Annotated in this window: 13 protein-coding genes and 1 pseudogene; 6 read left to right on the top strand and 8 right to left on the bottom strand. The window is 71.9% G+C overall.

Going from position 1 to position 12,829, the window contains the following annotated elements; genetic code table 11:
• Window position 1 precedes the first annotated feature (1 nt).
• The 7 genes from FDA94_RS32640 to FDA94_RS32610 form a co-directional block, all read right to left on the bottom strand.
• On the bottom strand, window positions 2-826 hold the full coding sequence (locus FDA94_RS32640; RefSeq protein ID WP_212735612.1) for a carbohydrate ABC transporter permease: 825 nt from the start codon (window positions 824-826) through the stop codon (window positions 2-4).
• Window positions 823-1,725, bottom strand: coding sequence for a carbohydrate ABC transporter permease (locus FDA94_RS32635; RefSeq protein ID WP_137250921.1), 903 nt, complete (start codon window positions 1,723-1,725; stop codon window positions 823-825). Before FDA94_RS32635 ends, FDA94_RS32640 begins: the two co-directional genes overlap by 4 nt.
• A 2-nt stretch (window positions 1,726-1,727) precedes the next feature.
• The gene (locus FDA94_RS32630; RefSeq protein WP_137250920.1) at window positions 1,728-3,110 is read right to left on the bottom strand and encodes an ABC transporter substrate-binding protein; all 1,383 of its coding nucleotides are present in this window, start codon (window positions 3,108-3,110) and stop codon (window positions 1,728-1,730) included.
• 77 nt (window positions 3,111-3,187) lie between these two features.
• Window positions 3,188-4,729, bottom strand: a complete 1,542-nt coding sequence (locus tag FDA94_RS32625) for a substrate-binding domain-containing protein (RefSeq protein ID WP_137250919.1) — start codon at window positions 4,727-4,729, stop codon at window positions 3,188-3,190.
• 106 nt (window positions 4,730-4,835) lie between these two features.
• The gene (locus FDA94_RS32620) at window positions 4,836-6,089 is read right to left on the bottom strand and encodes an enolase C-terminal domain-like protein (RefSeq protein WP_137250918.1); all 1,254 of its coding nucleotides are present in this window, start codon (window positions 6,087-6,089) and stop codon (window positions 4,836-4,838) included.
• A complete protein-coding gene (locus tag FDA94_RS32615) occupies window positions 6,086-6,940 on the bottom strand; it encodes an NAD-dependent epimerase/dehydratase family protein (RefSeq protein WP_137250917.1) in 855 nt (284 codons plus the stop codon). Before FDA94_RS32615 ends, FDA94_RS32620 begins: the two co-directional genes overlap by 4 nt.
• A gap of 97 nt (window positions 6,941-7,037) precedes the next feature.
• Window positions 7,038-7,577: an RNA 2'-phosphotransferase gene (locus FDA94_RS32610; protein WP_137250916.1), complete on the bottom strand. Its 540-nt coding sequence runs from the start codon at window positions 7,575-7,577 to the stop codon at window positions 7,038-7,040.
• Between the two features lie 105 nt (window positions 7,578-7,682).
• Here FDA94_RS32610 and FDA94_RS32605 point away from each other — a divergent pair, with 105 nt between their 5' ends.
• A complete protein-coding gene (locus FDA94_RS32605; RefSeq protein ID WP_137250915.1) occupies window positions 7,683-8,999 on the top strand; it encodes a glycosyl hydrolase in 1,317 nt (438 codons plus the stop codon).
• Between the two features lie 63 nt (window positions 9,000-9,062).
• Window positions 9,063-9,344, top strand: a pseudogene (locus tag FDA94_RS41245) (permease-like cell division protein FtsX); the annotation flags it as partial.
• Window positions 9,345-9,740: 396 nt separating this feature from the next.
• Here the strand turns inward: FDA94_RS41245 and FDA94_RS41240 are convergent.
• Window positions 9,741-10,319, bottom strand: a complete 579-nt coding sequence (locus FDA94_RS41240; RefSeq protein ID WP_281286668.1) for an NUDIX hydrolase — start codon at window positions 10,317-10,319, stop codon at window positions 9,741-9,743.
• A gap of 43 nt (window positions 10,320-10,362) precedes the next feature.
• Here FDA94_RS41240 and FDA94_RS32595 point away from each other — a divergent pair, with 43 nt between their 5' ends.
• Genes FDA94_RS32595 through FDA94_RS32580 form a run of 4 tightly spaced genes read left to right on the top strand, consistent with a single transcriptional unit; the run spans window position 10,363 to window position 12,758 of the window.
• Entirely contained in the window at window positions 10,363-11,154 is a 792-nt protein-coding gene (locus FDA94_RS32595) for a GNAT family N-acetyltransferase (RefSeq protein WP_170991229.1), read from the top strand.
• Between the two features lie 9 nt (window positions 11,155-11,163).
• Window positions 11,164-11,346, top strand: coding sequence for an EF-hand domain-containing protein (locus FDA94_RS32590; protein WP_062357122.1), 183 nt, complete (start codon window positions 11,164-11,166; stop codon window positions 11,344-11,346).
• A gap of 30 nt (window positions 11,347-11,376) precedes the next feature.
• Complete coding sequence (locus tag FDA94_RS32585; protein ID WP_137250912.1) at window positions 11,377-11,892, top strand: RNA polymerase sigma factor; 516 nt, start codon at window positions 11,377-11,379, stop codon at window positions 11,890-11,892.
• Window positions 11,889-12,758 (top strand): hypothetical protein, encoded by an 870-nt coding sequence (locus tag FDA94_RS32580; RefSeq protein ID WP_137250911.1) that lies wholly within the window; start codon window positions 11,889-11,891, stop codon window positions 12,756-12,758. Before FDA94_RS32585 ends, FDA94_RS32580 begins: the two co-directional genes overlap by 4 nt.
• Window positions 12,759-12,829: the final 71 nt, after the last annotated feature.

The following is a 12,829-nucleotide window of genomic DNA, read 5'->3' as shown; positions in this document are numbered from 1 at the left end:
GTCACCCTTTCACCGCACCGACCAGACCGTTCACGAAGTAGCGCTGGAGGAACGCGAAGATCGCGATCACCGGCAGCACCATGATCAATGATGCCGCGAGCACCTCGTTGTAGCGGACGACGGTACCGGAAATCAGGGACTCCAGCCCCAGGGGCAGCGTGTAGAGCGACTCGTCGTTGAGGGAGACCCGGCTCAGCACGTACTCGTTCCACGTGGGGACCGCCGTCAGCACCGCGATCGTGATGTGCGCGGGCCGGGTCAGCGGCAGGTAGACCCGCAGGAAGATCCGCGCCTCGCTCGCGCCGTCGGCCCGCGCGGCCTCGCGCAGCTCCTTCGGGACGCTCCGGTACGCCGCCGTCAGCAGCAGCACCGTCAGCGGGGCCGTGCCGTTGACGAAGGGCAGCACCAGCCCCATGTGGGTGCCGAGCAGGCCCAGCCGGTTCTCCAGGATCACCACCGGCAGCAGCACCGTGATCCCCGGCACGAACAGCAGGGCCACGAACAGCCAGTAGAGCGTTTTGGCGCCCGGGAACCTGAGCACCGCGAACGCGTAGGAGGCCAGGCTGTAGACCACCAGCACGCCCAGCACCGTCAGCCCGGTCACGATCAGGCTGTTGCGGAAGTAGTCGACGAACGCGAGCTGGTTCCACGTGGTGAGGATCGTGTCGAAGGTCGGCTCGCGCGGGATCAGGTGGCCGCCGTCGAGGATCTCCTCGCGGGTCTTGAACGCCCCCGACACCATCCACAGGAACGGATAGAGGCTCAGCGCGGCGTAGATCGTCAACGCCGCGTACGCGGCGGTCTTCGCGATGCGGGCGGCGGTCACCGCACCCTCCTCAGCAGCCGGGCGTTGGCCAGGGTCAGCAGCACGGCCCCCACGAACAGCAGCCAGCCCAGCGCGCTCGACAGCCCGAGCGTCGGCGCCAGCCCCTTGAAGAAGGCCAGTTCGTAGGTCTCCAGGGCGAGCACGTTGGTGTGCCCGCCGGGCCCGCCGTTCGTCATGATCAGGAAGATCTGGAACCCGTGCAGCGAGTCGCGGACGCCCAGCAGGACGATCCCGGCCGTCATCGGCGTCAGCAGCGGCACGATGATCCGCCGCAGCACCTGCCGGGGGGCCGCGCCGTCGATGCGGGCCGCCTCGACCATGCTCGGGTCGATCGCCTGGAGCCCGGTCAGGTAGAGCAGCGTCGCGGTCGGCACCGCCGACCAGACCAGGATCAGGATCAGCGTCCACAGCGCCGTCGAGGGGTTGGCCAGCCAGCCCTGCGGCTGCGCCAGCGAGCCGAGGCCTGCTGAGCGCAGCATCAGGTTGATGGAGCCCTCGGGTTCGAGCAGGTAGCGCCAGGCGTAGTAGGTGGCGATGCCGGTGGTGACGTACGGCAGGAAGTACACCGAGCGCAGCAGCCCCCGCAGGCGGCGCACGGAGTTGAGCGTCACCGCCAGCGGCAGCGAGATGAGCACGGTCAGCAGCGGCACCGCCACGCACACCTGGAGGGTGTTCCACGCCGCCCGCCGCACGCCCGGGGCGAGCGACGGGTCGGCCCAGAGCAGGTCGGCGTAGTTCTCCAGGCCCACCCAGATCCACTCGGGGGTGAACCCGTTCCACGAGGCGAAGCTCAGCGCAAGGCCGCTGCCGATCGTGTAGACGCCCATCACCGCGAAGAGGGCCACGGCCGGGAACACGAACGCCCAGCCGGTGAGCCACTCCCTCCACCGGGTCGCCATGGCTACTCGGCTGACTTCCACATCGCGCCGAAGATGGCGTCGAGCTCCTTGCCGGCCTGCGCCGGGTCGAGCTCCTTGAGCGGGGACAGCCGGACGACCGCGTCACCCGGTTTGACCTGGTCGTAGCCGCCGGGGAAGAACGTCGTGTCGCCCGCGTCGTAGGTGCTGGCCGGGTCGCCGGTGAAGTACTTCTGCAGCGCGGCCAGTTCCGGGCCCATCAGCGTGGCCGCCTCGGCGCCCAGGTCGGTGGCCGGGAGGTCGAGCGACTCCTTGGCGACCAGGCCCGCGCCGGCCGGCGAGGTGACGTAGTCGATCCACTTCAGCGCGGCGGCCCGGTTCTTCGAGGTGGAGGTGACGCCGAGGGAGGTCAGGGCCAACGGGGCCATCACGATGTCCTTGTGCGCCCCCGACGCCGACGGCGGGATCGGGAAGGTGAGCACCTTGTCGGGCGACATGCCGTTCTGGGCCAGGAACGCCAGGGTGAAGGTGCCGCCGACGTTGTAGGCCGACTTGCCCTGGGCGAACGCGATGTCGGCCTCGTCGATCCCGAGGGTGGTCGCGCCGGGCATCCAGTAGGGCGTGAGCTGCGCGTACAGATCGAGGGTCTTGACCCCGTCGGGCGATCCGAAGCCGGCCGTGGTGTCCTTGCCGAACAGCCCCTGGAACTTCTCCTTGCCGAGGTAGGCGTGGGCGAGCGGCTGGTAGACCCAGTTGAACCCGACCTGGCTGACCTTCAGGCCGAGCGAGAGGCCGCCCGCCTGCGGGTCCTTCTCCGTGGACGTCTTGAGCGCCGCCACGAACTCCTCCCAGCTGGCCGGGGGAGTGTCGGGGCTGAGCCCGGCGGCCTGGAGCTTCTCCTTGTTGGCGTAGACGATGCCGAACGCGCCGGCCGTGAACGGGACGGCGTACATCGACCCCGCCTTGGCCTGTTTGAACGGCGAGTCGGCCGCCGCCCGGTCGATGCGGCCCTGGTCGAGCACGCCCGCGTTCTGCGTGGACGGCAGGAACCGGCCCTTCCACGCGTCGTTCACGTCGCCGCTGATGTCGGCGAGCAGGCCGGAGGCGCCGAGCTCCAGGTCCTCGCCCGCGGCGTGGGCCTCCAGGACGTCGGGCAGGTCGCCCGTCTGGGCGGCGCTCTGGATCTTGCTCTTGAAGACGTCGTCGGGCGTGACGGCCTCGACCTTCACGCTGATGCCGGTCTGCGCGGTGAACTGCTCGGCGGCCTTCTGGAGTGCGGTCGCGTGGGACTGCTTGAAGGTCCACATCGAGATCGACTGCCCGGACGCGGCCGGTTCGCTCGTCTGTCCGCCGCCTGTCGAGCAACCGGCGGCCACCAAGGTGGCGACGGCGGCCAAGGACAGGATGCGCGCTTTCACTGATGTCATGTCGGCCCCCTGGGGGTGGGACGCAAATCGTTAAGACTGTCCCTGGAATTTACACGGGCGACACTCGGTGTCAAGGGTCAGGCCGACTCGCGGCGTACCAGCCGGGCCGGGATGATCGTCTCGGTCGAGCTCTCGGCGACCGTGCCCGACAGGCGGGCGAGCAGGCGTTCGCCGCAGGCCCGGCCGATCTCGCGGGCCGGGTTGGCCATCGTGGTCAGCCGGGGCGAGACCAGGCTCGCGGCCTCGATGTCGTCGAAGCCCATGACCGCCAGGTCGTCGGGGATCCGCAGGCCGCGGGCCATGGCGGCGTCGAGCGCGCCGAGGGCCATGATGTCGTTGGCGCACAGCACCGCGTCGGGCGGATCGGGCAGGCCGAGCAGCCACGACGTGCCGCCCGCGCCGCCCGACCGGCTGAAGCTGGTGTGCACGACCAGCCGGGGGTCGGCCTCGATCCCGGCCGAGGCCAGGGCCAGCCGGTAGCCCGAGACGCGCTCGGCGGCGGGCCCTTCGGCGCGCGGCCCGCAGACGAAGCCGATGCGCCGGTAGCCCGTTTCGAGCAGGTGGCGGGTCGCCTCGGCGGCGCCGCCCTCGTCGTCGCTGTGCACCAGGTCGACGCCGTCTTGCACCTGCACGCCGCCCAGCCGGACCACCGGCAGCCCGGCCTCGATCACCGGCAGCAGGTCTTCGGCGTGGGTGTGGAAGACGGCGAACGCCAGCCCGTCGACCTGCCGGGCGATCATCTGCTCGATCGCGGCACGTTCCATGTCGCGGTCGCCGTCGGTGTTGCTGATGATCTCGTCGTAGCCGGCCGGGCGCAGCACGTCCTGCAGGCCCCGGGCCAGCGCCGGATAGAACGGGTTGGTGATGTCGGGGATGACCAGCCCGATCGTCTGGCTGCGGTTGGTGCGTAGCCCCCGGGCCAGCACGTTGGGGCGGTAGCCGAGCCGGTCGATCGCCTCCAGCACCCGCCGCCGCGTCTCCGCCGCGACCGGCCGCCGCCCGTTGAGCGTGTGGGACACCGTGGTCGCGCTGACCCCGGCGGCCTGCGCGACCAGCAGGATGCTCGGCCGCCGGGCGTCGGTGCGGGGGGCGGGGGCGCGGCGGACCGGAGGCGCGGCGAAGGAGGCCAGCGCCTCTTTCAGCCGGTCGCGGGCCTCCTCGGCGGCGGTGGGCGCGGGCACGCCGTCGGCGACCCGCAGGATCGCCGACTCCCACACCCGCCGCGCCGCCGCCGCGATCAGCGCGCCGGTCACGCCCGCGCCGAGCTCCTCCTCCCGCGCCGCGAAGGCCTCACGGGCGTGCGCGCGCAGGTCGGCGTTGTCGCGGTAGACCCGCGCCCGCTCCTCGTCGAGGACGCCGGTCGCGGCCACCCACCCGGCCACGACCTGCGGCACCGGCTCCTCGGGCAGCGGCCCGCGCGGCAGCAGCGGCGGGTCGGCGTCGAAGAACAACTGCTCCTTCGCCGGGAAGTAGTTGAACACCGTCTTGACCGCGACGTCGGCCTCGGCGGCGACGTCGGCCACCGTGACGGCGGCGAACCCGCGTTCGGCGAACAGCCGCAGCGCGGCCCCGGTGATCGCCCGGCGCGTCTCGGCCTTCTTCCGCTCCCGCCGATCCATGCAGGGATCGTATATCCACACGCACCTTGCACCGGCTGTAACTTCGTGTCTGGAGGGCAGATTCGTGGCGCGAGCCACGGCCGGCCTTCGGCCGTCCGCGTCTCGCTCAGGGAGGTTCGATGCCGCCGTCGGGACGGCGGACCCGGCCCGCCCAGCGCTCGTGGAGGTGCTTCTCGGGCGGGAACCTGGCGGCGGCGCTCTCGTCGAGGTCGACGCCCCAGCCCGGGGCGTCGTGCGGGAACAGGTAGCCGCCGACCGGGTTGATCGTGCCGGGGAAGACCTCGACGACCGGGTCGGGGTAGACGTGGCCCTCCTGGATCTGGAACGCGTGCGTGGTGACGTCGAGCGCGATGTTGGCCGCCGAGCCCACGGGGGAGACGTCGGCGGGGGAGTGCCAGGCGGTGCCGACCCCGTTCAGCTCGCACAGCGCGACCAGCTTCCTGGCCGGTGTCAGTCCCCCGACGGCCGAGACGTGCAGCCGCAGCAGGTCGACCCCGCCGTTCATGACCAGCCGGGCCGCGTCGGCGACCGAACCGAGCTGCTCCCCGGCCGCGATCGGCATCGGCGCGGCCGCCCTGACCTCCGGGAGGCGGTCGTAGTACTCGGGCGCGATCGGGTCCTCCAGGAAGAACAGCCGGTACGGTTCGAGCGCCCGCGCCAGCCCGACGGCCTGCTTCACCGTGAGCCGGGAGTGGACGTCGTGCAGCAGCCCCGGCTCCTCGCCCAGCTCCTCGCGGGCCCGTTCGAACAGCTTCGGGGTGTCGCGGAGGTAGCGCTGCACGTCCCAGCCGTCGGGATAGGGGGCCTCCGGGTAGCCGCCCGGGGAGCCGGGGGCGCCGTAGTGGCCCAGGCCGGGCGCGCCGGTCTGCAGCCGGACGTTGCGGTAGCCCGCCGCCAGCAGCCGGCGGGCGTGGTCGAGGGTCTCTTCGACGGTCGCGCCCTCGGCGTGCAGATAGGTGTCGGCGGCGGCCCTGACCCGGCCGCCGAGGAGCTCGTAGACGGGCATGCCGGCGCGTTTGCCCATGATGTCCCAGAGGGCCTGGTCGACCCCGGACAGGGCGCTGTTCAGCACCGGCCCGCCCCGCCAGTACGACGAGTAGTGGACCATCCGGACGATGTCCTCGATGTCGGCCGGATGTCTGCCGACGAGCATCGGCCCGACGTGCTCGTCGACGGCGGCGGCCACGGCGTGGAACCGCTGGGTGAAGGTGGCGCAGCCCAGGCCGTACAGGCCCGGATCGGAGGTGTCGACCCGGACCACCACCAGCGGCGGCCCTCCGGGGGCGGTCACGATCGACCGGACCCCGGTGATCCTCAGGTTGTCGCGCGGCGGCCAGGGGGCCTGGGTCTCGGCGATCATCGCGCCTCCAGGGGGAAGAGGTGCTCGGCGCGGAAGCCGAGCAGGGTCTCGGCGGCCGTCAGGTCGACGGGGGCCGCGCGGCCCCCGAACCGCCGGCGGCGTTCGACGCCGGGGTGGAAGCGGTCGAGCAGGTCCTCGGTCGGCTGCGGGGCGAGGGTGTCTGGGGCCGTCACGAAGACGGCGTGGTAGCCGGTGAGGGGGGCCGTCACCGCCAGCCAGGCGGCTCGGGCGGCGTCGCGGTCGTCCAGGTAGGTCCAGAGTTCGGCGGCCCCCGAACCGGGGTCCTCCACGTAGCGGGCGGCGGTGGTGTCGAACTTGTCGCCGGGGCCGCCGAGCAGCGGGTAGCGCAGCGCCACCACGCCCATCCCGAACCGCCGGGCCATCATCTCGCCGGTCGCCTCGTCGGCCTGCTTGGACAGGCCGTAGGGGTCCTCGTTCTGGAGCGGGAGCCGCTCGTCGACCGGCAGGTAGGCGGGGTGCAGCGGCTTGGCCGCCCACGGCAGGCCGGTCACCGACAGGCTGCTGGCCAGCGCCACCCGGGGCACCCCCAGCTGCCCGGCCTCCTCCAGCACGACGAACGTCGCCCGGGTGTTGCCGCAGTAGACCTCCGCGGGCGTGCCCAGCGTCGGCGCGGGGATGGCCGCGAAGTGCAGTACCGCGTCGACCCCCTCCAGCGCCCGCCGGACCGTCGCCGGATCGCCCGCGTCGCCCACCACGGCCCGTGCCGCGTCCGGCGGTTCCCGATCGAGCGCGGTCGCCTCGACCCCCAGCTCGGCCAGCAGCGCGAGCGTGGCTCTGCCCAGCCTGCCCGCGGCCCCCGTGACCAGCACCCGGCGGGGTGTGTCGGCCATTCGATCACCCTCCTGCAAAACGTTTTGCTTATGAGCAAAACTCGACTCACGGGGGTTTGTCAACGCGCTTCGCGGCGTGATCTTATAGCGGGTATATCTAGGGGAACTGGATGAAGCCCGGCGGCACCCGGTCGGTCAGCCACACCCCGTTGGCGCTCACCCGGAACTCGTGCCCCTCGGCGTGCATCCGGCCCGACTGCACGGTCAGCACGACCGGACGCCCCCGCCGCGCCCCCACCCGCTCGGCCGTGGCCACGTCGGGAGACAGGTGCACGTGGTGCCGGGCCATCCGCACCAGCCCTTCGGTCCTGATCGCGGCGAGCGCCGCCGGGGAGGTCCCGTGGTAGAGGACCGCCGGCGGTTCGACCACGGGCAGGTCGAGGTCGACCTCGACCGAATGGCCCTGGCTGGCCCTGATGAGGCCGTCGCGGATGACGTACCGCTTCTTGTCGTTGGCCTCGACCACGTGGTCGAGCTCGGCCCGGTCGAAGGGGAAGCCGTGCGCGGCGGCGGCCGCGATCAGGTCGTCGACGGGGGTCCAGCCCTGCTCGTCGAGGATGAGGCCGATGCGTTCCGGCTGGTGCCGCAGGTGCTTGGCCAGGTACTTGGAGATGCGCACCATGCGCCGTTCGTCCATGGTCGTCGAGTGTGGCCGGAAAAACCTGCCGCCGTCTTCCCGATTTCTGTTATCCGCAGGTCGTCGCGGGGTCTCCGGTTCAGACATCCCCTACGAAGGACAACCATGACTCAGACGACAGTTCCCCGCCGGCGCGCCGCGCTCGTGGGCGCCCTCGTGGCCGCCCTGAGCGCGTCCCTGATCACCGGTGCCGGGCCCGCCGAGGCCGCCGACACGCTGGTCTCGCAGGGTCGTCCCGCGGTGGCCTCGTCGGTCGAGCGGGGCGACCTGTCGGCGGCCGCGGCCTTCGACGGCAAGACGAGCACCCGCTGGTCCAGCAAATTCGCCGACCCGCAGTGGATCCGCCTCGACCTGGGCAAGGTCACGCCGATCAGCCGGATCGTCCTCAACTGGGAGCGCGCCTACGCGACCGCCTTCCAGATCCAGACCTCGAACGACGCCGCGACGTGGCGGACCATCCACACCACCACCGCCGGCAAGGGCGGCGTCCAGACGATCAACGCGTCGACCGGCGCCCGCTACGTGCGCCTGCACGCCACCAAGCGGTCCAGCCAGTACGGCGTCTCCCTCTGGGAGTTCCAGGTCTTCGGCAGCGGCACCCCCGGGACGACCCCCACCACCACGCCGGGCACGACTCCGAAGCCGACCCCCTCGTCGAGCCCGAGCACGCCCCCGGCCACCGCCAAGGGCAAGAAGGGCATCGCGGTCTGGCAGATCCCCGGCGTCAACGCCGCCGTGGCCAACGCCCAGGCCAGCTGGTACTACACCTGGGCCGTCGACCACGCCAACATCACCACCCCGGCGGACAGCCAGTTCGTCCCGATGATCTGGGGCGCCAACAGCGTCACCGACGCCAACCTCGCCAAGGCCAAGGCCGCCGGCCCCTACCTGCTCGGCTTCAACGAGCCCGACTTCGCCGACCAGGCCAACATGACGGTCGAGAAGGCCCTCGAACTGTGGCCGAGGCTCCAGGACGCCGGCAAGATCCTCGGCGCCCCCGCCGTGGCGTGGGGCGGCGACCGCGCGGGCGGCTGGCTCGACCGCTTCATGACCGGCGCTAAGCAGCGCGGCTACCGCGTCGACTTCATCCCGCTGCACTGGTACGGCGGCGACTTCGTCACCGAGCGCGCCGTCCAGCAGCTCAAGGGCTACCTCCAGGCCGTGTACGACCGCTACAAGAAGCCCATCTGGCTGACCGAGTTCGCCCTGATCGACTTCAGCAACGGCGTCCGCTACCCGACCGAGGCCCAGCAGGCCGCGTTCGTGACCGAGTCGGCCAAGATGCTCCAGTCGCTCCCGTTCGTCGAGCGCTACGCGTGGTTCGGCATCGGCGCGGGCGCCAGCGGCGTCAACAGCGGCCTCTTCCGCGACAACGGCACCCCGACCGCGGTCGGCCGCGCCTTCCAGGCGCTGCCCCGCTAGTCACCGAACGGCAGGACCGCCATCCCGGGACCCGCACCCCCGGCGTCTCGCCCGGGTCCCGGGATGGCCCTTTTCTTACGGCATAATCCGACGATGCTCCGGTTATTGATCTCCGCGGCCCTGGTCTGCGCAGGCGCCTCGGCCGCCTCCGGCGCGGCCGCGAAGGACCCCTGGCCGGAGGGCGGCCGCATCGACGTCTTCCTGTGCGAGGGGAGTGCCCGCGCCTGCGATGAAGGGGCGGCGACCCCGGAGGAACGGCGGTCGATCCAGGCCGTTCTGGAGGCCGACCCCCGGCTCGCCGAGGTGACGTACACGAGCCCGGAACAGGCCCTGGCCGATCAACGGGCGAGCGGGGAGGCGAAGCGGTCGAACGGGCCGCCCGACGAGTTCCCGGAGCTACAGCTGTCCGACATGTCGGGCTTCTTCAACGCCCGGGTCCTCCGCTCGGAGGACCTCGCGGCGGTCGAAGCCGGCTACTCCGGGTTCCCCGGCGCGTGGCTCGTCTCCGTCTCGCCCTGGTCCTACTGGGACGACAAGAGCGACACGCTCGTCACGATGTGCGGGGAACCGGGCGAGCTCGCCCAGTTCGTCTGCGCGGACCGGGGCGCGGCCACCGAGGCGGAGCGCCAGGCCGTCGAGGACGTGCTCACCGGCATCGAGGGCGCGGTCGTGTACCCGCAGAGCCCGGCCTTCCAGGCCTGGACCGAGCTCGGGATGTCGGCCCGCCTCTCCCTGGACGAATCACTCGTCGAGGGCGTCTATGTCGACACCTTCCTGGCCGACCTGCCCGCCGTCCCGGACGCGGCGCTCCTCGACCGGTTGATCGGAATGCCGGGGGTCTACCGGGTCGACCACTTCCCGCCGTCGTGATTCAAGGCGCGCGTGCCGTGCCACGGTGGTGTCGAGGATCTGAGTCCCGGCGGGTGGCGGGCCGGTCGTGTCCCACCAATGGATCGCGGCGATCTCCTCGTTGGGGGTGAAGCCGTCGTGAAGGCCGGAGGACTGCCCGGTGAAGACGGCGGCGTATTCGACGCGATGCGGCCTGGTGAGCTCGAAGCGCGCGTATCCCGCCAAGGTCAGGGCGGGCAGATACAGGCCGCTCTCCTCGCGCAGTTCCCGGACGGCCGCCTGCAGCGGCGTCTCTCCGGGGTCGATCCTGCCGCCGGGAAGCTCCCACTCGTCGCGGTAGCGGTCGAACACCAGCAGCAGGTGCCGGCCACACCGGACCGCGGCCAGCGCGGCGGGCGTCGGCGCGTCGAGCGGCGGGCCCTCCGAGGCGGGCAGGAAGCCCGTCAGGGCGTTTCCCGTCTTCTCGTCCACTGTCGGAAATCGATCGATGGGATTCATGATGACCCTCCGCGACATGCAGGACCTTACCTCCCGACTGTGGTTCCCCGGCGCCCGCTGGCACGTCGGCGATCTGGCCTGGGGACTGCGCCAGCACACCGGCCGCGAGCACGAGTGGCCCACGAAGGTGTGGCGGTCGGACGGCGAGGTGGTCGCGTGGGGGTGGGCCGAGCTGCCCGGGCACCTCAACCTCCAGGCCGTCGACGAGCACTGGGCCGGTGAGGTGCTCGACTGGTTCGCCGGGATCACCGAGCCCGAGGGGGTCGTGGTCTCCAGCGCGGAACCGCACCTGATGCGCGCCGTCGAGAAGCGCGGGTTCGTCCCGCGGGAAGGGCCGTTCTTCCTGCAGCTGGCACGGAACCTCGACGCCCTCCCCGAGCCGGCCACCGCCTGTCATCCCGTCACCGACGTCGCGGGCCGGGTCAGGGCCCACCGGGAGGCCTTCTATCCGTCCAGGGTCACGGAGGAGAGCTATCGGAACGTCCAGGCCACCCGGCCGTACCGGAGAGAGCTCGACGTCGTCGCCGACGTCGACGGCCAGACCGCCGCCTACTGCCTGGCCTGGCTCGACGAGTCCCGCAAGGCCGTCCTGATCGAGCCCGTCGGGACCGTCCCCGACCACCGGGGCCGGGGGCTGGCCCGGGACGTCTGCCTGGCCGCCCTCCACACCGCGAAAGCCCTCGGGGCCGAGATCGCCACGGTCAGCCCGCGGGGCGACGACGCCTACCCGATTCCGGCACGTCTGTACCGTTCGATGGGGTTCACCCAAGTCGCCCGGACCGTGCACTATGGTGTGGCCCGAGGATAAGGAGACCAGGTGGACCTCAAGGCTACGTTCGACGCCATCGACGCCGACAGCGACGGATACGTCACCGAGGCGGAGATCGTCGCGCACTTCCCCCAGTTGCCCGCCGAGGCCCTGGGGGCCTACGCGACCGGTCTCGACGCCGACGGCGACGGACGCTACTCCTTCGAGGAATTCTCCCGCCTCCTCGGGTAATGCCGGGGCCCGAACTGTCATAAGGGGGACGTGACCCCCGAAACCTTCGAGGCCGTCTTCCGCGACACCTACGAACGGCTCACCCGCTACGCGGTGCGCCGTTGCGCGTCCCCACAGGACGCCGCCGACGTCGTCGCGGACACCTACGCCGTGGCCTGGCGAAAACGCGAGAAGATCCCACGCGGCGACGAGGCGGTCCTCTGGCTCTACGCCGTCGCCCGCCGCGTCCTGTCCCAGCATCGCCGCAGCGGACGCCGCGACGCGCTGCTCGACGCCGAGATGGCCGACTTGTACGCCGAGACCCCCGGCGTCGAGATGAGCGTGATCGGGCAGACCTTCCGCGCGCTCCCCGACGGCGACCGCGAACTGCTCGCCCTGGTCGCCTGGGAGGGTCTCGGCCACGACGAGATCGCCGTGACGCTCGGCATCACGCGCAACAACGTCCGCGTCCGTCTCCACCGCGCCCGCCGCCGCTTCGCGAAGGCGCTGGCCGCCAACGGCGTGCCCACCTCTTTCACCCTGGAACCCCTGGGAGAGACCCGATGACCGACCTCCTCGCGACCCTCGACCCGTCCAGGAAGGGCGGCGACCCCGGCGCGCCGGGCGCCCGAGCCCTGCTGGCCCACGTGATGAGCACGTCCGCGCCCGTCCGGCGGCGCCGGTTCCTGCGTCCCGTCCTGGTGGCCGTCGCCGCCGGGCTCGTCGTGACGCTGACGCCGCCGCAGTTCGTGACCTCCTACGCCAACGCGGCCGTCGAGATCCACCTGGAGGGCGAGCAGTACGTCGCCCGCGTCCTCGACCCCTTCGCCGACCATGAGCGCTTCACCGAGGCGTTCCGGGCCGTCGGGCTGGACGTGCGGATCCGGCCGCTGCCGGTCTCGCCGCTGTCGGCGGGCACGTCGCTCGGCATGATGATCGGCGGCACCTTCGACCGCCCCGACGAGATCGGCGGGGAGTTCGCCTACGGCGGGGTGGTGCTGAGCGCCGATCTCGAACCGAAGGGCTGCGCGCCCGCCGCCCCCGGCTGCGCGATGATCGTCCGGGTGCCCGCGGGGTTCCCCGGCTCGGTCGACATCCGCCTCGGGCGGCCCGCCCGGCCGGGGGAGGACTACGCCGACTACGACAAGGCCCTCGGCCCCGGCGGGCCGCTCCACGGGGTGCGGCTGCGGCACGGCGCGCCCGTGAAGGAGGTCAGGGCCGAGGCGGAGCGGCGGGGCCTGCGGGTGACGTACCAGCGGATCGAGATCGGACCCGGCGGAGGGCTCTCCTTCGTCGACGACACCCCCGGTGACCAGTGGACCGTCTGGAACGCCTGGCAGGTCCGCGAGGGGGTGGTGCGGCTGCTCGTCACTGAACGACGGCTCAGTCAGAACCCGTTTTACAACGGGTCCGCGCCCCCTCCGAACCTGTAGGCGGCATTGACCCGACCTGTACCGCACCGTAACAATATGGACGTCTCGGGCTTGGCGGCGGTGGCACGCCA

The organism is Herbidospora galbida (assembly GCF_005233835.1).
Classification (GTDB): domain Bacteria; phylum Actinomycetota; class Actinomycetes; order Streptosporangiales; family Streptosporangiaceae; genus Herbidospora; species Herbidospora galbida.
This window is presented reverse-complemented; position numbering and strand designations above follow the sequence as displayed.